We start from the raw sequence: 24,569 nt of genomic DNA on the forward strand, positions 1-24,569 counted from the left end.
ACTGCATGAATATCACGGATACATGACATTGCTAAATAATTGTCATATTATCAGGACATGGATGCTCTCTTGTTACTCACCCGCCTGGGTACTCAGATTCGGCAGATGCGTACACGCCGCGGCCTGACCCAGGCTGCACTGGCACAACGTGCCGGCCTGACCCGCCAAAAGCTTATCGAAATCGAACATGGCGCCGACAGCGTCGGCGCCGGTTACTACGCCCGAGCCATTGCGGCCCTGGGGGCGGAACTACACATCGAACCCGCCCGCATGCCCACTCTGGAAGAACTGAAGGATATCTTTCCATGAATGCCGACCCGCTACGCCATGGCGCGCGACTTTGCTGCAAAACTAGATATCGACCAGCCCGTGGAACAGATCCGGCACATCCTGGGAGCGATCGATTTGGTGCTATCCAGCCATCCGGACCTCGTGGACGCGGCCCCCGAGATCGGCCACGCCATCCGCAGCAGCGCACAGCTGCTGGAAAACGCGTTTCAAGGCCCCGGCCCCAAGCCTGCAGCATGAGAACAGGCGCCGTCAGCCGTCAGCCTCGTCCAGATGGAATTTGTGCATGATGCGGTGCGCGATCGGCGCCAGCATCACGCCCAGGGTTGCCATCACCACCAGGCCGACGAAAAACCCGTAGGCGGCCGAAAAGATCTTGCCGGCTGATGAATCCGGCATCACGTAGGTGCCAATGCCGCCGATGACAAAGGCCGCGTTCATCAGGGCATCATGCCAGTCATGGTCGCCGAACCACCGATGGCCCAGCGCACCCAGCAACAGGGTGGCGCCGACCAACAACAGGGCATAGACCGCGTGCATGGCCATCCGGCGGCGGAACCGCGCGGGATGCAGCAAGGGCTGGTTGCGGGATTCGTACATGGGGCCTCTCTTTTTCATGGGGTGGACCGAGGTTCCTTTTCTGGTGCTGCCCCTATGCGTGCTGATCCTCACCGTCCTGGAAGACCTCACCCAGGGTGGCGGCGTCCACAAAGTTCAGCGACCAGGCCCCCAGTTGCTCAGTTGTGGCGGTGCGAACACGCTGCTCGATCTCTTCGGAGACCAGACCAAAGCGGCGTTGAAGCTGACGCAGCAGAAGGTCGGCCTGGCCTTCTGCACGGCCTTCCTGCCGTCCTTCCTGACGCCAATGCTGCGCCCAGATGCCGGGTTTTTCAGCGATCATCATATCGAGCTCCTGTAATGAATTGACTGGCGGCAGCTGCCGCGCAGGGCTATCGTCGCCCCGAGCGACGTACTGCAGCCAGGCGGTGAGGCTGCGATTGAGTTCTTCGTGGCCAGGGCCACGCGCCACGTCCATCAAAGTGTGCAATAAATCACGCCATTGCTCAACATTCCGGCTCCTGCCCAGGCGCAACATCAGGGCGGCCAGGTTGCGGTCGGGCAGCTGCGCGCCCTCCAGCAGCTTGCGTTCATGCACCAACAGGTAGCGCATCTGCGGCTGATACGGGGCTAGGTCGGCTGGGCGTGCACACGTGCTCAGGCCTTCAAAAATCCTGCATCATGACTGACGCCAACCCGATGCCCGATCAGGATCCGCACCCATGACAACACCCTACATACCAATCTGGGCCAGAGATTTGCCACTGCTACTGGCCGAAGTCTACGCCAAGATGAAGTCGCCCTGCCCAGCACCCGAAAAGCGGCTGATCGATCTGGCGGAATGGGTGATGAGGCTGCCAAGCAGGCAGCCTCGCACGGTCCACGTATCCCGCACCCTGAGAAAAAAGATTCTGACGCCTTATGAAAGCGCAGGAGTCCACAGGATCACCAAAGCCTTGGCCCACGGCAGGGATCTACGTCCATTTCTCGGCAGACGCACACTGGCGATACGTGACAGAGATCGCGATGCAAAAGGAAAGCCAAGCAACCACGATCTGTTTTTTTCGGCCTGGAGGCTGCTGCATTTCCATCTGAGGGCAGACTTTACCAATCGCGGCAACCATGTCGCCAGAACGCGCCGGATAATGATCGCGTACCTCACCGACAACGACGCCTACCTGCTGGATGTCGCCGCACACGGGAAAGGTAATGCCGATGTCTGGGGAAAAGAATGTTTCCTGGAGACCCTGGCACAGGACTGGCCGGATATCTTCACGCCTCTGGAAATAAAAGGCGTCGTAGGCGCCAACCGCGAAGGGCCTCTTGAGCCGATGCAACACATCCAGCTCAGAGAGGCCGGCCTCACGACCTTCATCCAACTCAATGGCCGCGTCTACGCGGCCCCAGGGCTGGGTATCGCAACAGACCGAACACCTATAGCAGCTGTACAGACAGCGGCGCGGATACAGCGAGAACTGGCATCTATAGAAGAACAATTCCAGAACCAGTTCCCAGATACGGATGCCACACTCTTCGTCAACAACGACGCCTCCGTCGGCTTTTTCGACCCCGGCAAGAATGCAGCCTACAGCTACCTTTCTGGACGAACCAAAGACAGCCTGACGTCAAAATTCTTCCACCGCCTTCTGGAAGAAAGCGGCATCCTGGCCGGGACCGCTGAAGAGACCATATGGGTTCCCCCGGGAACGTCATAAAGTTCGGCCCCTATCGCAGGCCACGGTTCTTCACAGATGCCTGAGATTGAACGTGCCATACGCCGTGAGATCCAGGAGATCAAACAGCCGAATGGTTGGCACCCCAAAGGCAGCCGCCGCATCCGGTAGCTTGACGTCTCTTCGCCCCTCGGGGGTGCCCACCTCGTTGGTCACGATGGTGTACTCATTACCGAAGTTCGCGGCATAAGCCACCAGCCATGCATCTGCTGCATTCGCCCTGAGAAATTTCTGCAGCCCGGCTGGCCGATAGGCAGGCAGCCTATTCAGTGCCCAATTCGATATCTCGCCGAACTTCCCCATCAGCCCTTTTGTCTCCAAGAAGAAGCCTGCGAGTTCCTTTTTCTTTGCCCACTGGACCAAATGGTCATCATCGTCCCCCTGGAGCAACTCATCGCGAACCTTGTCGATACTGCAAATTACATCTGCAGCATGACTGTCATCCAGCCACCGCCAAAAAGCCTCACAAAACCCGGGCTTGTAGTGAACGCTTTTCGCAGCGATCAACACATCGGAATCAAGCAGGTAACGCATGATTTCTTTGGTAGAGGGTGGCTATTCTTGCCGGTGCCACATTCAATAGCCTGCCCGCTTCCCTAAAGGAAACCATCCCCGACATGGCGAGCGAGGAAACCCTTGCGGTGAATTTCTTGCTGTTTCTAACATTCACGGTGCGGTAAAAATCGCCACCCCCATCAGCGCGGGCATGTCTTCGGCTGTCTTCATAGACCTGCTCATATATCTGGCGCGACACCAGATTCAGGTCCCAGGCACGGCGGGCAACCACTAATTCGCTGACACGAAAACGCAGTCTCCCTGCGGCAATAATCTGGACAAGAGACTGTCTGGGATCCTGAGTGGCCCAAAACTCTCTGAAGAGGGCTTGTGGCACCAGCACTTCGGCAGCAATGGCATTGCACTGCGCCTCGCGTGCATTACGGGTACCTGGCTTCACGTCCGAAATTCCGGAATCACCCAGCCAGACATGTGCCAATTCATGCACCAAGGTAAAGACCCATGCGGCCGGAGCATCGGCACCATTCACGAAAACCACCGGCACCAGGGGATCGGACAAAACAAACCCGCGGAACTCACCGACGGAAAGCGGACGGTGTGTATTGTTACCCACAACGCCATTTTTGAAAACCAAGATGCCAATGCTCTCACATCGCTCCACAAGCAAGGCATACAGATCATTGGGCGACTGCAAATGCAGCCGATCTTGCTCATTCAAACGAAGTGTTCGACGAATATCATCCGCAATTCCCTGGACATTGGCATCATCATCGGAAAACCTTCCAACGACCTCCAGCGGTGCCGCTCCGATGCCTTCCAAATAGTCCCGATACCAATCCTGCTTGTACTGGACATCATCGAATACATCGAAGAAATCCTTGCTCAGGGGCGTAGCGCCCTGCACCGTCCTGAAGTCGGCCACATCGGCCTGCCGGGGACGAGGGGGTTCCTTCATGAACAAGTAGCCCAGGGGAATCTTCGCAATCCGAGCAAACTTTTCAGCCTGAGGCTCGGTCAGGCGGCCTTGCAAGATGTCATCTACGCTATGCCTGCTCAGCTTCTCAGCGAGCGCAACCAGACTCAGGCCAGCTTCGGCTGCGGCCCAGTCAAGAACCGGAGGAGAAAGTTGGAGCTTGGACATGGCTAGTGCTCATCAGAAGAATCTTCATGTTACCCGTTCCCTGGGCTCATATGGTCTTTGCATGTGGCAAATGTGACCATCGCCACCCATCATCAAATACAAGCCCCCTACTGCTCCAAAATCCCCGCCAGTGCTCCAACTGCGTGAAAGAGCGTGTCCTTGTGGCTTTCCTCGTTCAGTTGAACGAAGACCTCGTGCAGCGGCCGCATGGCCCACCAGAGCCAGGTTCCGTCCTTGATGGCGTGGACGGATTCCCAGGTGGGCACATAGGCATCCGCTGCAGGATCCCGTGTATTGAGCTCCACCTGGTATTCGCCATGCGCGCAGCGCAGCCGGCAGCAGCGCAGGAAACGGCTGGGCAGGTTGTGACCCTTGGGGTCCGCCGCGCCCGCGTTCACGGACACCAGCACGATTTCCCCAAAGATCCGTACCTGGTCTTCGACGTCGACCAGCAGCTGCTTGTTCCAGGTCGTCCGGTATTTGACCTCGACCAACTGCTTGCTGGTCTGCTGCCGATCCATGACCGTGAAGTCGGGCAGCCGGCTGATCGCCTCGGGATACGCGAGCGCCGCGTATTCCAGGCTGCTCAGGCAGGACAATTCTCGCAGCACCTTTTCAATGCCGCTGTCGATCACCCGGTACTGAGCATCTTCCAGAATCGCTCGCACGATGCCCTCGGTCATTTCTTTCTTGATGCGGCTGTAGAAGGGCATGCTCATGGGGAGGGGGCTGTAGGTGTTGGGAACACTTGATGGTACCGGAACCAGCCCGGTCACTGCCCCTTGCAGAGCAAGGCAAACACCTCGAAATCCTTCCGAGAGTATGCGCCATCCTTGAGTTCCATCGCCTCGCCGTTTTTCAACCGCTTATGCTTGACCCAGACCTCGAGAACGTCCCATGCCGAGGCGAATGTCGGTCCCCACATGGCAATGAAATGCTCTTGGGAAATCAAGCCCGCATTGGCCATATACGACAGGCGCTGCATCTCGATGCTGACCTTGTTGGCCGAGTCGATCAATTCCTGCGACCAATGAGAGACGAAATCGTCGGCGTGCCGGATTTCCTCCAGGCTACCGTATGCCTTCGCAGCCCCCGATACCCGACCACCACGCTGACGATCAGGACGATATTCAACAGGACCATCAGCAGGTCGCTGACAGCGGAAACACCCTGCCAATCGAAGTGGGTCAGATCGACTTTGAGAGCCTCGAAGAAGGAATTCATGATAAACACTTTGGGGTAACGGCGGCCCGACAGACTGGACACGCATTCGGGGCAACATGACACCCTCATCAGAGGCGGCTGAACTCATCGGGCGCAGGACGGAAGATACATTAGGAATCCTGTTTTTACAAATAACAATGCCCGCTCTCGCCGCGTACAATGCTGCCAATTCCCAGACGGAGAGCCGCATGAATGCCAGATCGACAGCTCGCGCCATCCCCTTGCTTGCCACTGCAGGGGTGTTCATTTTCTTTGCCGCGATGTTCGCCGTACCGTCGGGGTATTCCTATGGCGGCGCGCTGCTGCTGCTGGCCAGCCTGATCTGGCTGGCTGGGCGCCCAGCACTGACGCGGCTGACCGTCACTGACCGATGGATGATCGCAGTATTGCTACTCTACTTTGCCATCCCATCGGCCATGACGGTGTGGCTGAACAACAATCTGAACGAAATCGATCAATATTCCCGCGCCCTGCTGGCCATCCCAATCTTTCTGCTGCTCCTGCATGTTCCTGTCAAACCCGCCAACATATGGGCCGCAATCCTGATCGGGGTGACCCTGTCGGCTCCGCTGGCCTGGTGGCAGATCCACGTCCTGCATATGGGCCGCGCGGCAGGCTTCCTGAATGTCATACATTTCAGCAACCTGACACTGGTATTTTCCATCTACTGTGTCGCAGGCCTGTACTGGGCCGGCACGCAGGGCCGCCATGTACGTCTCTGGCAAGCAGGCTTCTTGCTGGCCACCATCTGCGGGCTGTACAGCGTGATCGTAGGCGGCAGCCGAGCCAGCTGGGTAGCGCTGCCGCCCGTGGCCGTCGTGTTCCTGGTCGCCTTTCTGAACCGCCGCAATATCGGCCGTCTGGCCCTGGCAGCCACTATCGGCGCCGTAGTCATCATCGGCCTATTTGCCCTGCCCAACAGCACGCTGCAGACGCGCTACGAACAGGCGGTGCAGGATGTCACCCGTTACCAGGAAGACCAGCCAGACAGTTCGGTTGGCGCACGCTTCGAGATGTGGCGCGGCGCTCTGCACAATCTACGGCAGCGCCCTATCGAGGGCTGGAATCTGCAATCCTACACACAGGGCCTGGAAAGCCAAATCACGCAGGGTGAATTGTCTCCTGTCGCTCTGGCCTTCAACAACAACCTGCACAACAACTTCATCCAGGCCTGGGTCTTTACCGGGCTGCCCGGCCTGCTGGCCCTGCTGGCGCTATATGGCCTGCCGCTATGGCACTTCGCGCGACAGCTGCGAACGTCCGAGATGACCGTGCGGGTACTTGCGTTTTGCGGCACCAGCACCGTCGTGGCCTATTTGTGCTTCAGCCTCAGCCAAGTCATCCTGAACCGCAACAACGGGATCATGTTTTATCTGCTGGCTATTGCCATCCTGTGGGGGGCGATGAGCAGGGCTCGCTGTCAGGCATCCCCTGGGTGATCACTTCGCAGCGGTGATGAAACCCATGCTCGCGTGTCGAATCTGTAAAGCGTTACGCGGCGTATTGGTCATTGCTCTTGCTCAGTACGCCCCATCCCGCTTGAGAACAGCAGAAACTGTCTTGAACAAAATCACGATATCGTTCCAGATGGACCAGTTCTTGACATACCATGCATCAAAGTAGACTCGCGTCTCGTAATCCACATCGCTGCGGCCACTGACCTGCCAAAGACCAGTGATACCCGGTTTGGCCATTTTGTAGTAGCTGACATACTTGCCATAGAATTTAAGTTCCGCCTCGACCACCGGCCTGGGTCCGACCAGGCTCATGTCCCCCCGAAACACGTTCCATAACTGGGGCAATTCATCCAGGCTGGTGCGCCGGATGAACCGGCCCAACATAGTGATTCTGGGATCGTCCTTAAGTTTGAAGTTGCTTTCCCATTCGGCACGGGCGATGGGGTCGCGTTCCAGCAATTGTTGCAACACCTCGTCGGCATTCAGCACCATCGAGCGAAACTTAAGACAGGGGAAAATGCGCCCTTGGTAACCGACCCGCATATGGCCGTACAGAGGCGAACCGCCATCACGACCGATTTTCCACCATAGCCAGCCCAGCAAAGGCGATAGCACCAGCAACAAAGCAGCCGAACCGAGAATATCAAACCCGCGCTTCAAAGCCCTGGACGTGCGTTTCTGCAGATTCTCTCGGATATGCAGAATCATCACATCATGGCTGAATATGAACGACACATCCGTGCTGTTCAAAGGAATACCCCGAATTGCCGGCACCACAGATACCGCCCGGCAATTATTTTCAGTCGTCAGCCTGATCCAATCGTCCCGCAGATCTTCCTGGCCATATTCCAGTGCCAGAACGTACTGCGTGTCCCCGGGCTCTGTACGGGCCCAGAGATCCGACTCCGTCGACAGCAACTCCACACCATCAACGGGCGCTGCTGTTTCCGCACCGACCCCATAGAAATACTGGATATCGAATCCCATGGATCGTTCATAGGTCAGCGCGCAATACGCGTCCAGCGCATTGGGACCCGCACCGATGATGACGCACTGCTTATGCCAGAGCCCCAGTCGCACCAACAGCCGGCGCACCGCGCTGCGTTCCAGCAACAACAGCACAAAAGTAAACCCCCATGCCAACACCCACGCGTAGCGCGATACGGGCCATTTCAAAAACCCCATCACCGCCAATTCAGCCATCCCGGCAAAGAAAATCGCCAGGAAGAAATCCCGCACGACTGACCAGGAGGGCTTACGGTAGACATAATGCCCCCGCCAGGCCAAGAACCAGAGCAAACAGGCACTGGCCAACAGCACATGCAGCAGGGCATAACCGCGTAGAAACCAGGGAGGCATATACACCTGCCAATCCCCCATGACCCACTGCAGCATGAGCGCAGCCCCCAACGGCCCAAGCACAAACATCATGCCATCCGCCAGTAACATGATCATACGAATCGCAGCCCTGGAAGAAGCAGAGTGAATCGCAGCTGCCGGTCGCAGCGGAGTATGTTGCATATTCTGTACCTGGAGTTGCCGCCGCAAAGCGACGGGTCAATTTTTTTGATGTTCGTGCTTGCGCAGCCGCTTGGCCAGAGCCTGGCGCACATAGCCCCCCATCAACCCACAACTTCTGGGCCAAGAGAGGGACAATTCATGCCGATAGATATGCCACTGCCAGCCCGCGTTGCGCATCAGATTGGCAGAGCGCGATGCCTCCTGAATCCGATAGACCGCCATCGGTTCAGCCACCGGGATTCTATGGCCACAAGAAACACGGCGCAATGCCTGCAACCAGAATAGAAAGTCCTCGTGGCCGATCTCACGAAAACGGACATCGTTCACTACATCCCTGTGCAACATACCGGTCATGATGGCGATAACGCTGCCCCTCAACATCCTGTCATAGGTCACGGCTGCCGGAGGGACGACGGTATTGATCAGGCCGTGTGCGCCCCAGCGTTGGTACGCGGTATAGCTCAGCAGCGCTTTGGATGTTTTCATGAAGTCCAGTTGAATAGACAGCTTATCCGTCATCCACCAATCGTCCGCGTCCAAGAACGTTATGTACTGCCCTTCAGCTTTGTCCAGAGCATGATTTCTAGCCGCCGCAACACCCAGGTTATTCGGGTGGTGAAATATCCTGATCCGTGAATCCTGCCTAGCCCAGGCATGCGCGAGATCCAGCGTGTTGTCAGGCGAGCCATCCACAACCAGCAGAAGTTCCCAATCCTCGCAGGATTGCGTCACGATTGACCGTACCGACTGATCCAGGGTCTGCGCAGCCTTATATGCAGGCATCACGATAGATACGACAGGCCTCATAAAATCACGCCCCTTATTCCAGGAACGAAAGCCACTGGCGCGGCGCCGAAGACAGTATATTCAATGCATTAGGAGCAACGCCATACACAAGCATGATCAGCCCACCCGCCAATCGATTACGAATATTATCATTCAGCAGCAGCGCCGCCATCAAGATGCCTTCTATCAAAAAATAGAACACTGCCACACGGGAAAAAATCTCGCCAGAGAACGAGAGCGGAAAGAGTATCAAATACAGATAAAACCTGAATCCAGCCAGCACCCTTGCCTTGGCAGGTAAACTTTCAGGCCGCATCAGGCGTTCAGAAATCACAAATAGAAATGACAGCGCAATAAATTTTACCATCGGGTCCGTTCTATAACTTCCCCAATCAATAGATGTATCACCATATACACTGCCATATTTCGATACATAAAAATACAGCACCACCCCGAACCCAAGTGCCGAATAAAAAAATATCTTACGCGAAAACCTGATTCTTACGATGCTTTCTGACAAACGATTATCCACAACAGCAAACAGTATGGAAATCGCCAAAAAAAGCCCCGAAAATCTATGTGTTGCCAAACACAACGCACAAAGCAGCAACGCCCATGCCCACCGACCACGCAAACCAGCCAGAAAGGCAAGCAAAAGAAAACACAGCGACACCCCCTGCCTGATTCCATTTTGCGACGCAAGAACATAGTACAAGGATGCCGCCATGAATATTATTATGAACTTATACTCAAAGTTCGAATCAATCATCCTTACCGAGACAACCATCAGCATCAGGATAAGCACCTGCCAGAAATGCAATATCTGAACCGCGCTCAAGCCCAGCCTGGACAGACCAACTGAAACCCATTCAAAGAATGGCTCTACCGGATGACCCACAATCTTTGGATCCAAACTGTCAAAGTAATCAAGATAGAAATTCAGATCGAAAGTGGGCGATTTACGATAGACGATCAAGACACACGCAACACCCGCAACAAACAACACACTGGCAGTAAGCCGCCTACGCTGGATCCACGCACAGGAAGCCAGCAACATATGAAGAAAAATCCATGCAGCTACTGTCATGAACTAAAGATCTCGGAAAATCACGTGTTTCCTTCTAAGAAAGGGCCTTATTATATATTTCAGGATCGTCTTTCTATACACCCATGACAACACGTGTTTCGGGTCTTTATAGATGGATTTTAAATACTCAAATTTTGCAACCGCCCGACCGGCCTCCAGAGTGCTATGTACAGAGATTTCCGGATGAGCACAGCACGCAGGTGACAACACCTTTATTGCACCGCCGGCACCCCCAGTCAGTACAGACCATTGATCGGCGACAGTCACGATCTTTTCCGAGCCAAGAATTGCATTGGCCAAGTCATGGCTGATGTAGTAGGCATATGCTCCCCAGGCTTCCTCGGAAAATTTCTGATTTACGTCCAGCAGGCGCGCTCCCGTTCCCAGAGAAACCCCGCCTGAATTCAGCAGCAAGGCATCCATGCCTTTTTTTGAAGAGACCCCCAGGTGAACAGCCACTTGCCTACTACGGAATAGTTCACCATGTTCCATGAACCATTGACACACATAAGCGAACCCGTCACCGACGATGACGTCATCTTCCAGCACAACAGCACCGGGAAGATTTTTTTTCAATATTTCCCTATAGATCTGTCTATGGGAGAAGGCACAGGCGATTTCCACATCCGTCATGTGGCGATGGATATTGCCATACACCTTCTTTCCATCAACAAGATCTTGAATATGATCGTGCTCTTTCGCATTCAACGCATCGATGAAGCTGAATTCCACGCCCAAGGCATCAAGACGCCTTTGTATTTTTAATCTCCGGTCCGCAGCATCATACAGAGAAACAATATAGATCATTTTCCCCGCCTCAAGGCATCACCACCACGGAATCTCAAATAATTATTTATTTTCCATGAATTTTTTATCAATCTAATAAACAATATAGCCGATTGCAATATAAAATTATGGCCCACAAGGCATTGGATTCTATAGCTCTCCAGCATACATCCCAGCGAATCCGCTCCACTGGCACCGCCTAAAAAATATCTACCAGAAATAAAGTCACATTGCCGGACCCTCCCCCGACCATGAATAACTTTCAATATAAACAACTGATCTGCTGCGATAGGAAATTTATTACTATAATATCCATATGCCTCGTGCGCTGATTTTCTGATCGCCAGACCGACTGCGTGCCCACTAACATAGGCGAACGGCCCATACAGCCACTCCAATGGGAACCGACGCACACCGGCAGGCGAGCCATTTATCTCGATTTTTGCAGTCACCAGATCTGCTTCTGACTCCTGACAAGCGCTTTTATATTGACCCACAGCATCCGGGAACAACTCATCATCCGCCCCCACCACCAGGTAATAATCGCCCTCAGCCATCTTCACAGCACGATTCAGGGCATCATAGATACCAAAATCCGGCCGTGAATCCACGCGGACGTTCAGCGCCTGTCCGGCCTCTTCCAGCAAGGCCAGCGTTCCGTCCGTGGATGCGCCATCGGCCACGACCCATTCGAAATCCTGATCGGTCTGCGCCTGCAGAGACGCAATCAAACGCGGCAGAACTTCTGCCGCGTTGTAAGTTGCCGTGATGATCGAGAACTTGATCTTATGCCCTGCCATATCGGTCCTCCAGGCGCACGATGTCGTCTTCGCCCAGGTAGGTCCCGGACTGCACTTCGATCAGTTCCAGCGGGATGACCCCGGGGTTTTCCAGGCAGTGCACCTGGCCGATCGGGATGTAGGTGGATTCATTTTCCGTGACCAGATAGGTCTTGTCGCCGTTCGTGACGCGGGCCGTGCCGCTGACGACCACCCAGTGCTCCGCCCGATGGTGATGTTTCTGCACCGACAGTTTGGCGCCGGGTTTGACGGTGATCTTCTTGACCTGATAACGGTCCCCGCTGCCGATGCAATCGTAGACGCCCCAGGGCCGGTACGCGTCCCGGTGCTGGACATGTTCGGTGCGCCCGCCATCGCGCAGTTGTTCGACGATCCGTTTCACATTCTGCACCTGATCCCTATGCGCAACCAGCACCGCGTCCTTTGTCTCTACAATCACCAGGTTCTGAATGCCTACGGCGGCCACCAGCCGGTGTTCCGCGTGGATCAAGGAACCCTGCACCTGATCGGTCAGCACGTCGCCCCGCAGGCAGTTGCCGTCGCCATCGCAATCCAGCACGTCGCCCAATGCAGCCCAGGCCCCCAGATCATTCCAGCCGGCGTCCAGGGCAACCATTGCAGCATCGCGGGTGTGCTCCATGACGGCATAGTCGATGGAATCCGAAGGGCATCGGCCAAAGGCATCGGCATCGACCCTCACGAAATCCAGGTCCTGCGCGGCACCCGCCAGCGCGGCCCGGCAGGCGGCCAACATATCGGGGCGGCACTGCCCCAATTCGCGCAGGTAGCGGCTGGCCTTGAACAGGAACATGCCGCTGTTCCAGTAATACCGGCCTGTGGACAGGTATTCGGCTGCCCGTCGGGCATCCGGTTTTTCCACGAACTGGGCCACCTGCCATCCAGTCCCGGTGGGATCGCCACGCTCGATATAGCCGTACCCGGTCTCGGGCCTGTCCGGCACAATACCGAAAGTCACCAGGCGCCCATCCGCCGCCAGCTCACAGGCTTGCCGTATTGCCCGGTGGAACGCCGGGACGTCGGCGATCACATGGTCGGCCGCCAGAACCAGCAACAACGGGTCGTCACCCTGTGCCGTGGCCTGCAGCGCCGCCAGCGCGATGGCAGGCGCCGTGTTGCGGCCAACAGGTTCCAGCAGAATCGTCGAATCCGCCCGGCCGATCTGGCGTAATTGTTCCGCCGCCAGGAATCGATGCTGTTCATTGCAGATGACGATGGGCGCCAGACAATCCGTGCCATCCAGACGCTGGATCGTCTGCTGCAACATGGTCTGCGGCCCGAGCAACGGCAAGAACTGTTTGGGTTTGTGTTCGCGCGACAAGGGCCACAAACGGGTCCCCGACCCGCCCGCGAGCACGACAGGCAAGATAGATGTCATTGATCAATCCGTTCAAACGGCCCGCACTTCATCCACATGCGCGACATACCACGCATAGGTATCGGCCAGGCCTTGCTTCAGCGGGATTTCCGCCTGCCACCCCAGGGCCTGCAGGCGGGACACGTCCAGCAGTTTACGCGGCGTGCCGTCCGGCTGGCTGGGATCAAAGGCAATCGCGCCCCGATAGCCGACGACATCGGCGATCAGGGCCGCCAGTTCGCGGATGGTAACGTCCTGCCCGCAGCCGACGTTGATGTGCGACAACATGGGGCTGACCTGCCCCGCCCAGACATCGGGCGCCAGTTCCATCACATGCACGCTGGCGGCGGCCATGTCGTCCACATGCAAAAATTCCCGGCGGGGGTTGCCGCTGCCCCAGACGGCGACCTGGGCATCGCCCTGTGCCTTCGCCTGATGGAACCGCCGCATCAATGCCGGAATCACATGACTGTTCTGCGCATGGAAATTGTCCCCCGGACCATACAGGTTGGTGGGCATGACGCTGCGATAGTCCCGCCCATGCTGCCGGTTGTAGGATTCGCACAGCTTGATGCCGGCGATCTTCGCAATCGCGTAGGGCTCATTGGTGGATTCCAGCACGCCGGTCAGCAGGGCGTCTTCGCGCATAGGCTGCGTTGCCAGACGGGGGTAGATACAGGACGACCCCAGAAACAGCAATTTCTGCACCCCATGATCGTGCGCCGCCTGAACCACGTTCGCCTGGATCATCAGGTTGTCGTAGATGAAATCCGCCGGGTAGGTATTATTGGCATGAATGCCCCCCACCCGAGCCGCCGCCAGATAGACCTGATCGACCGCATGGGCGGCGAAAAACCCGCACACCGCCTGCTGATCCAGCAAGTCCAACTGGTCGCGGCCCGCCGTCAGGACGTTCTGATACCCCAGGGCGCGCAGCCGACGCACAATCGCCGACCCCACCATGCCCCGATGGCCTGCCACAAAAATCGTTTCCTGTCTGCTGCTTGCCATTGAATCAGTTTTCCCGAGACACCCGCACGTCGTAACCATGGGTCTTCAACAGCGCATGCCGACGCGCATCTTCCAGATCGTGCGCGACCATTTCCTGGACCATTTGGTCCAGGCTGATCTCGGGCACCCAGCCCAGCTTTTCCCGAGCCTTGGTCGGGTCGCCCAACAGCGTTTCGACTTCCGTCGGGCGGAAGTAACGCGGGTCCACCGCCACGATCACATCCCCCGGACACACGGCAGGCGCGGCATCGCCCGTGACAGATTCCACGACCCCCTGTTCGTCCACCCCCACGCCCTCGAACCGCAGCGTCATCCCCAGTTGCGCAGCGGCCTTGCGAATGAAGTCACGCACCGAATACTGAACCCCAGTGGCGATCACGAAATCGTCCGGCTGGTCCTGCTGCAGCATCAACCATTGCATCCGCACGTAGTCATGCGCATGCCCCCAGTCGCGCAAGGCATCCATATTGCCCATGTACAGGCATTTATCCAGCCCCTGGGCGATGTTGGCCAACCCCCGGGTGATCTTGCGCGTGACAAAGGTTTCCCCACGCCGGGGGGATTCATGATTGAACAAGATGCCGTTACAGGCATACAGCCCATAGGCCTCGCGATAGTTCACTGTAATCCAGTAGGCATACAGTTTCGCCACCGCATAGGGGCTGCGCGGGTAGAACGGCGTGGTTTCCCGCTGTGGGGTTTCCTGCACCAGGCCATACAATTCTGACGTAGACGCCTGGTAGAAACGCGTCTTTTTTTCCAGGCCCAGGAAACGGATGCCCTCCAAGAGCCGCAGCGTGCCCAATGCATCGACATCCGCCGTATATTCCGGCGATTCAAAGCTGACAGCCACGTGTGATTGTGCTGCCAGATTGTAGACCTCGTCCGGCTGGACCTCCGCCAAGATACGGATCAGGTTAGACGAATCCGACAGATCGCCATAATGCAGGACCAGTTTGCGATTGGATTCGTGCGGGTCCTGGTACAGGTGGTCGATTCTTTGGGTATTCAAGGAAGAAGACCGGCGTTTGATGCCGTGGACTTCATAGCCATTTTCTAGCAGAAATTCGGCCAGGTAGGAGCCGTCTTGGCCTGTTATACCAGTGACCAACGCTTTTTTCTTCATGCAAAACCTTCTATTTCAACAAGACCGAGCCACCTAAGAAATCCACGAATCGATAGTCTGCTCATAAACATTCAAATATTGCGGGACAACTGCGGCCGGGCTCCAACGATTTACCGCCCGGTCCCTGGCGGCGAGGCACATTCTTGAATACCTATCATCATCCTCTAGAACCCAGCGAATACCATTCGCCAGATCCGAGGAATCATACGCAGCAGCAAGGTAACCAGTCACCTGATGCTCAACCACGTCCGGCAAACCGGCAACATCAAATGCGACTACAGGGCAACCGCAACTGTGGGCTTCGGTGCCAGATTGCGGCAGGTTTTCTTGGCGAGAGGGCACGACCATCACATCTGCCGCACTATATACCAAGTTCAGCGTAACATCATCATGCAAGTGTCCCAACCAATGAACAGGCATACCCACGCACGGGGAATCAGCTGGCTTGCTTTGACCAAAAACGACACACTCAATTCCACTTATCGTCGAACTCAATTCAAGCAATGCAGAATGCAGCAGATCCCAACCTTTGTTAGGATCTCTCCCCCCCCCCATCGCTCCGAATAAAACTAATGGTATATCTGGCGGCAAATTCAACAATGACCGCGCAGTTTTCTTCGGCACAGGACGAAATCGACTCGTATCCAACACGTTGGGAACGACAAATACAGGCCAATCCTTCATCAGAGAGCTTTGTCGAATGCACCTAGCCAACCAATTACTGGGTGCTATCAGTGGAATAGGACGTCGCCAGGTCCGCTTTTTCCACATCCAAATCAGCCGATCAAAGTCAACACCTGGACGGTCGGCCAAATTTTTCAAGTGAGGGTAGCCATTTCTCCACCGAGCGACTGGCGAGTCCGGGGCAAGATGTTCCGCTCCACAAAATGGCCACATATCATGCAGAGTCCACACACATGGACGATCGATTTCACCAAGTTGGCCTATCGATACAGAGCCGCCTCCTAACCAATGCAGATTAATAACGTCCGCAGAGCCCACAGACTTTCTCTTCAATAGGGTCGAAGGCAGGAAATTTAATGACCTATACGCCGAAAGATTCGAATTATTAATCTTACATAAGAATTGGTCAATAACAGGCCTAACAGCAGCGACGGCCTTCTCGATTCTCCCAGAAGGCCCGCATACCCCTAGCTCATCTGTGTGCTTTACGGCGACCTGCATAATGCTTGAGAAACCAGACTCCTGCAATGCCATATGAAGCCGAAAGGCTGCACGCGCGGCCCCACCCCCACTGTCGCTCGCAGAAACATGGCAGATTTTCATTCTGATACGATACGTCCCAACATGGCGCGTTTAACAGATTTTTTAAAAAATGAGTGCCAAGTAAAATTATTACTGACACAAACCCCAGGAAGAGAATTTAGACAGGCTAGATGTTGTCGATATAAATTCCCAAATTTCGTCGTAGCAGTTTTGAACCCCATGTTACCGGCGTTTGTCAAAAACAATGCCCGATGAATCACGCGACAAGCTTCACCTTTTCAGATAGGTTCCGATGCATTTTTCTCGATTCCACGATGCCGTGCTGATATGTTCCCAGTTGCGCACCGAACGGCTACACCAGCGAGCAGGGTGAGCTGTAGGTGGACATGACGTCGCTCCTATCACCCCTTAAATTTAGGGCTTCAGAGGACCGAACATCCATTGCGACCGAGGGGGCGCAGGAAATGAAGGAATTATCGTAACATTGAACATCTGATTCTTGCTCGGCGCACGATATTGGCCATAAATCCGTAAAGCGATGAAATCCATCTTGTTGATCGATTCTTAATCAATATAGACTTAACATAACTCTTATACGTAATTCTGTATACATTTACGTCCAGCCAGGTCTCTCTGATAGGGCTTAACGCAATTATCGGCGGATGGCTCAGAGGAAAAGACATTTCCTCTAAAGAAAGGCGAAATATCGGATGATCATCATTCTTAGTGTGGGTCGCATTATCTCCAATCCCGACATTTATAACCAAATTCTTAGTTGGGAGTATGGACAAACCCCGCTGTGCCCAACAAGAGAAGGTCCATCTATACGCCCATGAACTGAAATCCTTATCTTCATATGCCTTATCAAATATAGATTTCCAGTAACTGGCAAATACTTTCCCACCAGACCCAATCGAAAGTAGCCAATCTGAATTCCGCAAACTCGGCCAGTTGGCCATATCCCTATCGTAATGCTTCCAGGCTCTTTTCCATGTCGCCCAACCAGACGTCTGGTTGTATTTTGTAAAAATATAGCTATATTGAAAATCCTTATTGGAGAAATAATTCTGGCCACCTATCCCCATTACCCTCTCATCATGCCTGTATTTCTCCAGCATTTCCTTGCAAAAAGAAAAGAAAGTCAGATCTGGAACGCAGTCATCCTCCAGAATTATTCCAGATTCCTCATTCTCAAAAAACCAATCTATGGCACCACTTACTGCTTTTCGACAACCAAGATTATCCTCCCGAAACAATACCTCTATACCACCTTTCCAATTTGAGGTTAACACCTTTTCTTTGATCGCATTAACTGCGAAAACATCGTTATGATTTCCCAATCTAGGACCATCACAAGAAACATATATTTTCCTAGGCCCCACCGATTTCAACAAAGAAAGAAGTCTCTCCGCACAATCTACTCGATTGAACAACAAAAGCAGAACAGGCACCTCTGGTGAAAAATCAGACGACATCATTTATCCAGAAAATTTCTATAGTGAGTAAAAGAACATCATTTACTAAATAATTGCAAAAATTCCGCACCAAACATTTCCGAGAAATATTTTTCACCGGCCTACACCAGGTCGTCAAGGAATAAATACAATTCAAATTAATTCACTTCCACCTTTGGATATTTAATACCAAGGAAATCAAAAGTCCGGCGACCGGAGAAAATCAGATTGATATCATATCTCTTCATTGAAACAAGCTCCCTACCCTCAGCCTTGAGCACCAGCCGCATACATCTCATATATATAGAAATCAGCAAATGACCCACTCTCATCATCTTCGCAATAAGGAAATTTATTGCCTATTCTCAAAATTAACTTCCAGTTGCTTCGGTTTTGGTTCACCCATGAGGTGAAAATCCTATGCCTCACATGCCTCGCATCAACAACATTATCATTATTACTGGAATATATGATAACGAATTTTTTTGATGAATCAAATAACCTGGCCATATAGCTATCAAACACCTCATCCTCCACAAGATGGTATATAACATCTAGCGAGAGGGTTAAATCAGATGTCTGGCCGGAGTACTCGCCGTCCAAGAGGAATTTCTTGGATTCATCACCATCGAATTTCCGTGAACACAAAGACAATGCTACTTCACTAACATCAAATCCTATATATTTTGGGTATATAGCATATGATAGCTGATTGCCATCTCCGCACCCAAACTCAATGACACTATCAATATGATTTTCCAAGACGAATTTATTTATTATCTCTGCCTTGAATTTTGCTAGACCCCCATACGAACCGCATCCAGAATTCCCCCCAGATGAATATCTTTTTTTCCAATAATCAGAGGATCCTTGAAACGAATCAACAATAAAGAAACGCTCATACATTAGTTTTAATAAATAGCCAAATAACGGTATTTTTTTTACGATTCTTTTTATTTGTCTCATAGAAACTCTCCGAACAGCTATTGGTCATTGATACGATGAGTGGACTTTCAGCGCAGCTATGTACAAATGCTCCGAACTATAGTTCCTGAAGGACATTGGGTTTGCCACATCCCCATGTCAGAGCAGAACTCAAAAAAACTGCACCATATGGTGCTTTTACGAGGGGGTTTTTGGAGTCATTATGTACCACCTTTGTACCGCACGCCTCCCCTCAGAGCAAATTAGCCACCGATCATCATCTCTATAGTTTTCCAATTCTTTAAAGCCCGATAGATCCCTAGAACCAACCGTTATTTCTCGTATGCTGAAGTACTCCACTGCACGGCGCTTCAAATCCAACAAAAGATCATCTCCATTCTCAAGCAACATCTCATGAAGCTCGACAATTATTGTCGACTTCCGAAAGGCATGTAAAACACTTCTGTCCAGCAAAGAAAACTCAGCCCCTTCGATATCAACCATTAAGACGCAAGATCTCAAAACGTCTTCGGGTAAATCCTTATAAAAATCATTAGTGGCAAGTCCTCGAACCTCGACCTTTTTATCCGACACATCATTTAGGACACAGGCTTGCCTGATTAGCGATCGACCATGCTCACTTTGCTCGTAACAGTATGATTTTTCAAACAAGCCAGAGACAACTACACCAATTCCATAATAACCATCAGCGGCACCCAAATCTACAAAATATTCATATTCGTGCCGCTCAGACAAAGTTGTCAAAGTTTCCAGAACTTCCTTTTCATATATTCCAAGCAGCATCCCTGCTCGATCCCCTCCTCCCCACCAGGAGTCATCTGTAAACCTTAGCCCTTGAAATGGACCATATCCAACGGTGCCAGAAAAATGATCATTTATCACCCTGGATAAATAAAGTCTTTTCTGAATTATGGCGTGATTTACCCTTTCTATATAAATATCCCTAAACTTGGGATCAACCGTATAAAGGTCTGGGAGATAACAACCTGAAAATCTCCGGCCAATATTGACAGCAACCTTCCCCAGGAAAGGAATTGATTTTATCATTTTCTTAAAATATCTAATCATGATACCTATCCAAATGCCCTTACCTACTTACGGGGTCTAAATCACTTAATGGGAAATCCATACGCCTCTATTAGTTTATGACACGCTGAATCATTGCTCACATCACCTGTTGTATTCTCTATCCAGAGAGCCTTCTCCTGGCTGCCCCTCCAAACCAGGAATTTTTTTGAGCCCGCTAAAATACGAATTACCGATCCATTCAGACGAACCATCCAATACAACCAAAAATCGTCAGCTGTTGGGCATAGTGAAAGGAAGGCAGTGCTATCCGTAACTCTTGCATCAAAAACCTCGGGGGCGTACAAAACGCCACCAACGCCTGTCTGAAACGCCAAAGGGGATTGCAGCTCCCTTGATATGTCACCCTCCCATTCCTTGTAAGGCAATGGATAACCTGACGGATTAAGCCTAATTTTATGCCCTCTATGACAAATCACACCTACCGGATTCTCTATATACGAACGAACCAACCTAGATAGCCAATCCGGCTCATAGTACACATCATCATCTGCTGTCACTATGAATTCTCTCGGCACAGCATTTATCATGGGAATAATTTTCTTATATGACCTTATATCCTCGCACCCCAATATCTCAAGTCCATATTTTTTAAGTTTATTAACCTTATTTGGTATGAGATGAATATCATTCTTCGCTATCCACAGAACAATCCGATCTGGACTTGTTCTTTGCGTTAACAAGGATATCAACGTTAGATGCAATGTATTAAACCTAGGTGGATATGACGTCAACGATATATTTAGTTTTTTTGATAAACCATGATTCGGATTTATTTTTTTTATCCTCCTTAAAGACAGAAAACACTGAAACAACTCTAATCGTAATTTTCTATATATCACGACCAGGGCTTTTAGTAAATTAAAAATTTTTGGGCAAGCTGCCAGAGCAGCCTTGATTGCTGTTATATGCTGTCTCAAGATCAAGATCCACCCAACGAACCAATCTGCCACGGTTGGCAGCCACATAATCACAAATCACGATCCATAGGGACAATATCAGTCGCGCCTAGACGGACCTTCGATTGGCCTATATGTCCGTTTTTCAACTCAAAAATGCTATCGCATTGATTTAAAGTTGATAAGCGATGCGCGACGATCAAAAGCGTGACACGTCCTTTTAATCTAGCGATAGCATCCATCACTGCTGCTTCTGTTTCATTATCTAATGCACTAGTAGCTTCGTCAAAAATTATCACTTCAGCCTGTTTGTACAATGCGCGGGCAATGCCTATACGCTGCCTTTGACCGCCTGACAATCGAACGCCTCGTTCTCCTACCTTAGTCTCATACCCTTCTTCTAATGCCTCTATATACGACGATATTTGGGCCTGCTGCGCGGCCAACAGGGCACGAGCTCTGTCTATTTTATCCGCCGGCACCCCAAAGGCAATATTTTCGATTATGGAAGCATCCGTTAAATAAATGGATTGTGGAACATGTGCTATGAGGCGTTGCCATGCCTTGCGATTTTTTTTATTTAATTCAACTCCATCAATCAATATTCGACCACCCGTCGGCACAAGAAGCCCCATTAGCACGTCCAGCAACGTGCTTTTCCCGCTGCCGGTAGCTCCGATAAATCCAACACAACTGCCGTGTTGGATTCTGAAATTCAATTTACTTAATATCAGGGGAGACCCTTGAGCATAATTGAAATCAACATCACATATATCTATAGAAGACTTATATGGTAATGCAATCCCACGGGCATCTCGCGGCTCCATATTAACAGGTTGATTGAGCAACTTAAGTGCATCATGCATTGACTCGCGCCCACTACGCAATTGCACGATGGAAACATACGCCTGCTGCAACACCGGCAACAAGCGCTGCGCCCCCAAAGCAAGCACGCCCAACAGGGTTATAACACTCGCCATGCTCCCTTCTTGCTTTGATAATATATAGGCAAGTATGGCGATAAACGACATCCCTAGTGCCTCCACTGCATACCTTGGAAAACCACCTATAATTGCGCTGCCAGCCTGTGCACGCCTTAACGGAATATCTGCCATCCGGTATTGTTTGCAGTATATTTCTTGAGTTCCATCAATCAAAACATCCCGTATACCTCCTAAACCCTCTTGTAGAACTTTAACCACTTGATTGGATTCGGTGGATATTTCTTTACTATAGAAAGCAAGGCGTCTACGTGTAATAAGAATTGTCAGCAGATAGATCGCACCAAACCCCAGAAAAGCAATAGAGGAGACCAGGGGGTCCACTGCCAACAGTGCAGTCATAATTGCGATTAATATTACGACACTACTTGACAAAACCAGGATAGGATTTAAAAAATAAGTTATTATTAGTCCAATTTTGGTCGTCACACCGCTAATGATTTCGCTACTATTGCGTGACAAATGTACGGAATATGGTTGATATAATGTTCTTCTGTACACTTGATAACTGAGATCTGCTCCTATAGAAAATGACACTCTTGTTTGCACGTACAATAAGAGCAAACGCATGCCGCCAGCCAATACCACAGCGAAAACAAAAATCATGGTGATTGGAAAAAGAAGATCTTCTGGAGAGCCGATCTGCAGCCACTTAAAAAATGGCTGCAACTCTTGATACGCGAATATTTTCTCTGGTTGAGTTAAAGCACCCAAAAAAGGAAGCACAGCACCGAGGCTTAAAACATCTGCAAAGGACGTCAACACCATTAAGCAGAATAGCAAAAACAGCTGTCGCTTGCGTCGAACCGTCAAATGCGACCAAAATCCTTTGATTAAATTTCCCAAGCTCATGACCCTTCTACTTCTTGACGCAACTGCTCAATTTCATGTTTCAAAATCTCATATTCTCGCATTTTTCTTTTTAAGAAATCCCTGGTTAACTCTGCTTTAGCTACGATCCCTGCCGGAGTCAGCAGATAGGCGTAGCCCAGCTTGCTGTCGCTGTTGCGAAAGTTCTGCATTTTGATCAATCCCTTGTCCAACAAGGCGCGCATGCAGTAGTTGGTCTTGCCCAGGCTGATGCCCAGGGCGTGGGACAGTTCGCGCTGGCTAAGCGCCGGATCAGTTTCCAGCAGGCGCAGCACTTTCAGGTGGCTTTCTTCGTAGACGCCGTTGCTCATTTTTGAAGGAGGCGGGGGCAACTGTGGTGGGGCTTCGGGCACGCTACCGCCGTGCTGTGACACGGTCAGCAAGCGCTTTTCATCTGTTCAAGGCGTGAACGCGATCATAACGCCTATTGCCCCTGTCAGCCAAGATTGGCATCTCGGTGCGACCCCACGCGTGGCCAGACAGACAGGAAGTTCAGTCTGACGCAGGTGATCCTGGGCCGCAACAACGGCGCGATATTCTTCGTGATCTCGCTGGCGATCTGGTGGGCGGTGATGCGGCAGGAAGAGGCCGCCGCATCTACCCACCGGCAGCCTGCCGGGACAATTTGATCCTGCCCATATGACACACAAGAGCATCGGCAATACATCACAGCCATCGAGGAAATAGCAGGCAATGACCAAAGATCCGGGAAAGCCTTCCCTGACCGGCTGGTGATCATCTTGAACACGCCTGGCGGCGTGGTTGAGGCAGTCGAGAAAATGGTTGAAGTCACGCGGGCCAATTTCACGGAAGTATTTTTCGCAGTCCCCGGCGCAGCCATGTCTGCTGGAACTATCTTCTGCATGTCTGGCGACAAGATTTACATGGACTACACGTCGTCCCTTGGCCCCATTGATCCGCAATTAAGCCTCGGGCCGGAAGAAATGGTACCGGCGCTGGGATACATCGACAAGGTCGAAGAGTTCATCGAGAAATCGCGTGTCGGCACACTGACGCAGGCTGAACTGATCATGCTGCAACGGCTGGATCTTGCCAACCTGCGAAGATACGAGCAAGCCAGGACTTTGTCCGTCAGTCTCCTGAAGGAATGGCTGGTGAAATATAAATTCAAGGATTGGGTGACCCACAGGACCACAAACCCTGGCAGCGCGGTGACGATAGAGGAAAAGCAGGCACGTGCAGAGCAGATCGCCACCGATCTGAGCGACAACAAGAAATGGCATTCTCATGGGCGAATGATCGGGATCAAGAAGGTGCAGGACATGCTACGATTAGAAGTCGAAGACTACACAAACGATCAATCTCTTCGCTTCTGTCTAAGATCCTACGGCGACCTTCTGACCGAATTTGTAACACAGCAGCGAACTCCCTGCTTTATCCACCATGCCAAAAAGGTGATCTCATGAGAATCGTAGAGCAATTCAACGAGACCGTAGACCGAGAACTGGCAAGGCTGCCCAAAGACCAGGAAGTCCTGATGGAACACGCAATGGCGCAGTTTGATGCGCTGGTCAGGTCCGGGGCTATTCAACCAGAACGCTACAAGCTGGAACCCATCGGCACTATTTCCCTGGATCGACGCCCCCAAACCCTGTAGCGGCACGATCCGCCTGCTTGTCCCCCCAAAGGCCTGACCTCGATATCCGAGATCAGGCCT

General features: G+C 52.3%; 28 protein-coding genes. 6 read left to right on the top strand and 22 right to left on the bottom strand.

Annotated elements, in window-relative coordinates; all coding sequences use genetic code 11:
• Positions 1 to 57: 57 nt before the first annotated feature.
• Positions 58 to 309 (top strand): helix-turn-helix domain-containing protein, encoded by a 252-nt coding sequence (locus VDP74_RS06300; protein WP_322998779.1) that lies wholly within the window; start codon positions 58 to 60, stop codon positions 307 to 309.
• On the top strand, positions 310 to 528 hold the full coding sequence (locus VDP74_RS06305) for a hypothetical protein (RefSeq protein WP_322998780.1): 219 nt from the start codon (positions 310 to 312) through the stop codon (positions 526 to 528).
• A 12-nt stretch (positions 529 to 540) separates the two neighbouring features.
• Here the strand turns inward: VDP74_RS06305 and VDP74_RS06310 are convergent, their stop codons facing one another.
• Together VDP74_RS06310 and VDP74_RS06315 are read right to left on the bottom strand one after the other, a co-directional pair.
• The gene (locus VDP74_RS06310) at positions 541 to 906 is read right to left on the bottom strand and encodes a two pore domain potassium channel family protein (RefSeq protein ID WP_322998781.1); all 366 of its coding nucleotides are present in this window, start codon (positions 904 to 906) and stop codon (positions 541 to 543) included.
• A gap of 34 nt (positions 907 to 940) precedes the next feature.
• Entirely contained in the window at positions 941 to 1,459 is a 519-nt protein-coding gene (locus tag VDP74_RS06315; RefSeq protein ID WP_322998782.1) for a DUF4351 domain-containing protein, read from the bottom strand.
• A 109-nt stretch (positions 1,460 to 1,568) separates the two neighbouring features.
• Here VDP74_RS06315 and VDP74_RS06320 point away from each other — a divergent pair, with 109 nt between their 5' ends.
• Complete coding sequence (locus VDP74_RS06320; protein ID WP_322998783.1) at positions 1,569 to 2,561, top strand: hypothetical protein; 993 nt, start codon at positions 1,569 to 1,571, stop codon at positions 2,559 to 2,561.
• Positions 2,562 to 2,591: 30 nt separating this feature from the next.
• Here VDP74_RS06320 and VDP74_RS06325 read toward each other — a convergent pair whose 3' ends face one another.
• The 5 genes from VDP74_RS06325 to VDP74_RS06345 all read right to left on the bottom strand — a co-directional run bounded on the left by VDP74_RS06325 (position 2,592) and on the right by VDP74_RS06345 (position 5,460).
• Positions 2,592 to 3,113, bottom strand: coding sequence for a DUF4411 family protein (locus VDP74_RS06325; protein ID WP_322998784.1), 522 nt, complete (start codon positions 3,111 to 3,113; stop codon positions 2,592 to 2,594).
• Positions 3,097 to 4,236, bottom strand: coding sequence for an ImmA/IrrE family metallo-endopeptidase (locus VDP74_RS06330; RefSeq protein WP_322998785.1), 1,140 nt, complete (start codon positions 4,234 to 4,236; stop codon positions 3,097 to 3,099). The genes VDP74_RS06325 and VDP74_RS06330 overlap by 17 nt, the downstream gene beginning before the upstream one ends.
• A gap of 107 nt (positions 4,237 to 4,343) precedes the next feature.
• Entirely contained in the window at positions 4,344 to 4,955 is a 612-nt protein-coding gene (locus VDP74_RS06335) for a hypothetical protein (RefSeq protein ID WP_322998786.1), read from the bottom strand.
• 53 nt (positions 4,956 to 5,008) lie between these two features.
• Positions 5,009 to 5,254, bottom strand: coding sequence for a hypothetical protein (locus tag VDP74_RS06340; protein WP_322998787.1), 246 nt, complete (start codon positions 5,252 to 5,254; stop codon positions 5,009 to 5,011).
• On the bottom strand, positions 5,251 to 5,460 hold the full coding sequence (locus VDP74_RS06345) for a hypothetical protein (RefSeq protein WP_322998788.1): 210 nt from the start codon (positions 5,458 to 5,460) through the stop codon (positions 5,251 to 5,253). Before VDP74_RS06345 ends, VDP74_RS06340 begins: the two co-directional genes overlap by 4 nt.
• Positions 5,461 to 5,648: 188 nt before the next feature.
• On the opposite strand from VDP74_RS06345, the gene VDP74_RS06350 reads away from it, so the two are divergent.
• A complete protein-coding gene (locus VDP74_RS06350) occupies positions 5,649 to 6,899 on the top strand; it encodes an O-antigen ligase family protein (RefSeq protein ID WP_322998789.1) in 1,251 nt (416 codons plus the stop codon).
• Positions 6,900 to 6,980: 81 nt separating this feature from the next.
• On the opposite strand, the gene wbaP is transcribed toward VDP74_RS06350, so the two are convergent.
• The 15 genes from wbaP to VDP74_RS06425 all read right to left on the bottom strand — a co-directional run bounded on the left by wbaP (position 6,981) and on the right by VDP74_RS06425 (position 23,265).
• Positions 6,981 to 8,372 (bottom strand): undecaprenyl-phosphate galactose phosphotransferase WbaP, encoded by a 1,392-nt coding sequence (gene wbaP, locus VDP74_RS06355; protein ID WP_322998790.1) that lies wholly within the window; start codon positions 8,370 to 8,372, stop codon positions 6,981 to 6,983.
• Between the two features lie 102 nt (positions 8,373 to 8,474).
• The gene (locus tag VDP74_RS06360; protein WP_322998791.1) at positions 8,475 to 9,245 is read right to left on the bottom strand and encodes a glycosyltransferase family 2 protein; all 771 of its coding nucleotides are present in this window, start codon (positions 9,243 to 9,245) and stop codon (positions 8,475 to 8,477) included.
• 13 nt (positions 9,246 to 9,258) lie between these two features.
• Positions 9,259 to 10,311 (bottom strand): EpsG family protein, encoded by a 1,053-nt coding sequence (locus VDP74_RS06365; RefSeq protein WP_322998792.1) that lies wholly within the window; start codon positions 10,309 to 10,311, stop codon positions 9,259 to 9,261.
• Positions 10,312 to 10,314: 3 nt separating this feature from the next.
• Positions 10,315 to 11,118, bottom strand: a complete 804-nt coding sequence (locus VDP74_RS06370; protein WP_322998793.1) for a glycosyltransferase family 25 protein — start codon at positions 11,116 to 11,118, stop codon at positions 10,315 to 10,317.
• Positions 11,115 to 11,897 carry a glycosyltransferase gene (locus tag VDP74_RS06375; RefSeq protein WP_322998794.1) on the bottom strand — a complete coding sequence of 261 codons (783 nt, stop codon included), beginning with the start codon at positions 11,895 to 11,897 and terminating at the stop codon, positions 11,115 to 11,117. The genes VDP74_RS06370 and VDP74_RS06375 overlap by 4 nt, the downstream gene beginning before the upstream one ends.
• Complete coding sequence (locus tag VDP74_RS06380) at positions 11,884 to 13,293, bottom strand: mannose-1-phosphate guanylyltransferase/mannose-6-phosphate isomerase (protein WP_322998795.1); 1,410 nt, start codon at positions 13,291 to 13,293, stop codon at positions 11,884 to 11,886. The genes VDP74_RS06375 and VDP74_RS06380 overlap by 14 nt, the downstream gene beginning before the upstream one ends.
• A 12-nt stretch (positions 13,294 to 13,305) precedes the next feature.
• Positions 13,306 to 14,283, bottom strand: a complete 978-nt coding sequence (gene fcl, locus VDP74_RS06385) for a GDP-L-fucose synthase (protein WP_322998796.1) — start codon at positions 14,281 to 14,283, stop codon at positions 13,306 to 13,308.
• A gap of 4 nt (positions 14,284 to 14,287) precedes the next feature.
• A complete protein-coding gene (gene gmd / locus VDP74_RS06390; RefSeq protein ID WP_322998797.1) occupies positions 14,288 to 15,409 on the bottom strand; it encodes a GDP-mannose 4,6-dehydratase in 1,122 nt (373 codons plus the stop codon).
• A gap of 33 nt (positions 15,410 to 15,442) precedes the next feature.
• Positions 15,443 to 16,696, bottom strand: coding sequence for a glycosyltransferase (locus VDP74_RS06395; protein ID WP_322998798.1), 1,254 nt, complete (start codon positions 16,694 to 16,696; stop codon positions 15,443 to 15,445).
• Between the two features lie 413 nt (positions 16,697 to 17,109).
• A complete protein-coding gene (locus tag VDP74_RS06400; protein ID WP_322998799.1) occupies positions 17,110 to 18,111 on the bottom strand; it encodes a hypothetical protein in 1,002 nt (333 codons plus the stop codon).
• Positions 18,112 to 18,357: 246 nt separating this feature from the next.
• Complete coding sequence (locus VDP74_RS06405; RefSeq protein WP_322998800.1) at positions 18,358 to 19,056, bottom strand: hypothetical protein; 699 nt, start codon at positions 19,054 to 19,056, stop codon at positions 18,358 to 18,360.
• Between the two features lie 156 nt (positions 19,057 to 19,212).
• Positions 19,213 to 20,103, bottom strand: coding sequence for a hypothetical protein (locus tag VDP74_RS06410; protein WP_322998801.1), 891 nt, complete (start codon positions 20,101 to 20,103; stop codon positions 19,213 to 19,215).
• Between the two features lie 41 nt (positions 20,104 to 20,144).
• Positions 20,145 to 21,041 (bottom strand): glycosyltransferase, encoded by an 897-nt coding sequence (locus VDP74_RS06415; RefSeq protein ID WP_322998802.1) that lies wholly within the window; start codon positions 21,039 to 21,041, stop codon positions 20,145 to 20,147.
• A 50-nt stretch (positions 21,042 to 21,091) separates the two neighbouring features.
• A complete protein-coding gene (locus VDP74_RS06420; RefSeq protein ID WP_322998803.1) occupies positions 21,092 to 22,873 on the bottom strand; it encodes an ABC transporter ATP-binding protein in 1,782 nt (593 codons plus the stop codon).
• On the bottom strand, positions 22,870 to 23,265 hold the full coding sequence (locus VDP74_RS06425) for a MarR family EPS-associated transcriptional regulator (protein WP_322998832.1): 396 nt from the start codon (positions 23,263 to 23,265) through the stop codon (positions 22,870 to 22,872). Before VDP74_RS06425 ends, VDP74_RS06420 begins: the two co-directional genes overlap by 4 nt.
• A gap of 366 nt (positions 23,266 to 23,631) precedes the next feature.
• Between VDP74_RS06425 and VDP74_RS06430 the strand changes: the two genes are divergently transcribed.
• Both VDP74_RS06430 and VDP74_RS06435 read left to right on the top strand, forming a co-directional pair.
• Positions 23,632 to 24,318, top strand: coding sequence for an SDH family Clp fold serine proteinase (locus tag VDP74_RS06430; RefSeq protein ID WP_322998804.1), 687 nt, complete (start codon positions 23,632 to 23,634; stop codon positions 24,316 to 24,318).
• A complete protein-coding gene (locus tag VDP74_RS06435; RefSeq protein WP_322998805.1) occupies positions 24,315 to 24,509 on the top strand; it encodes a hypothetical protein in 195 nt (64 codons plus the stop codon). The genes VDP74_RS06430 and VDP74_RS06435 overlap by 4 nt, the downstream gene beginning before the upstream one ends.
• Positions 24,510 to 24,569: the final 60 nt, after the last annotated feature.

It is taken from the genome of Castellaniella sp. (assembly GCF_034674885.1).
Taxonomy (GTDB): Bacteria; Pseudomonadota; Gammaproteobacteria; order Burkholderiales; family Burkholderiaceae_B; genus Castellaniella.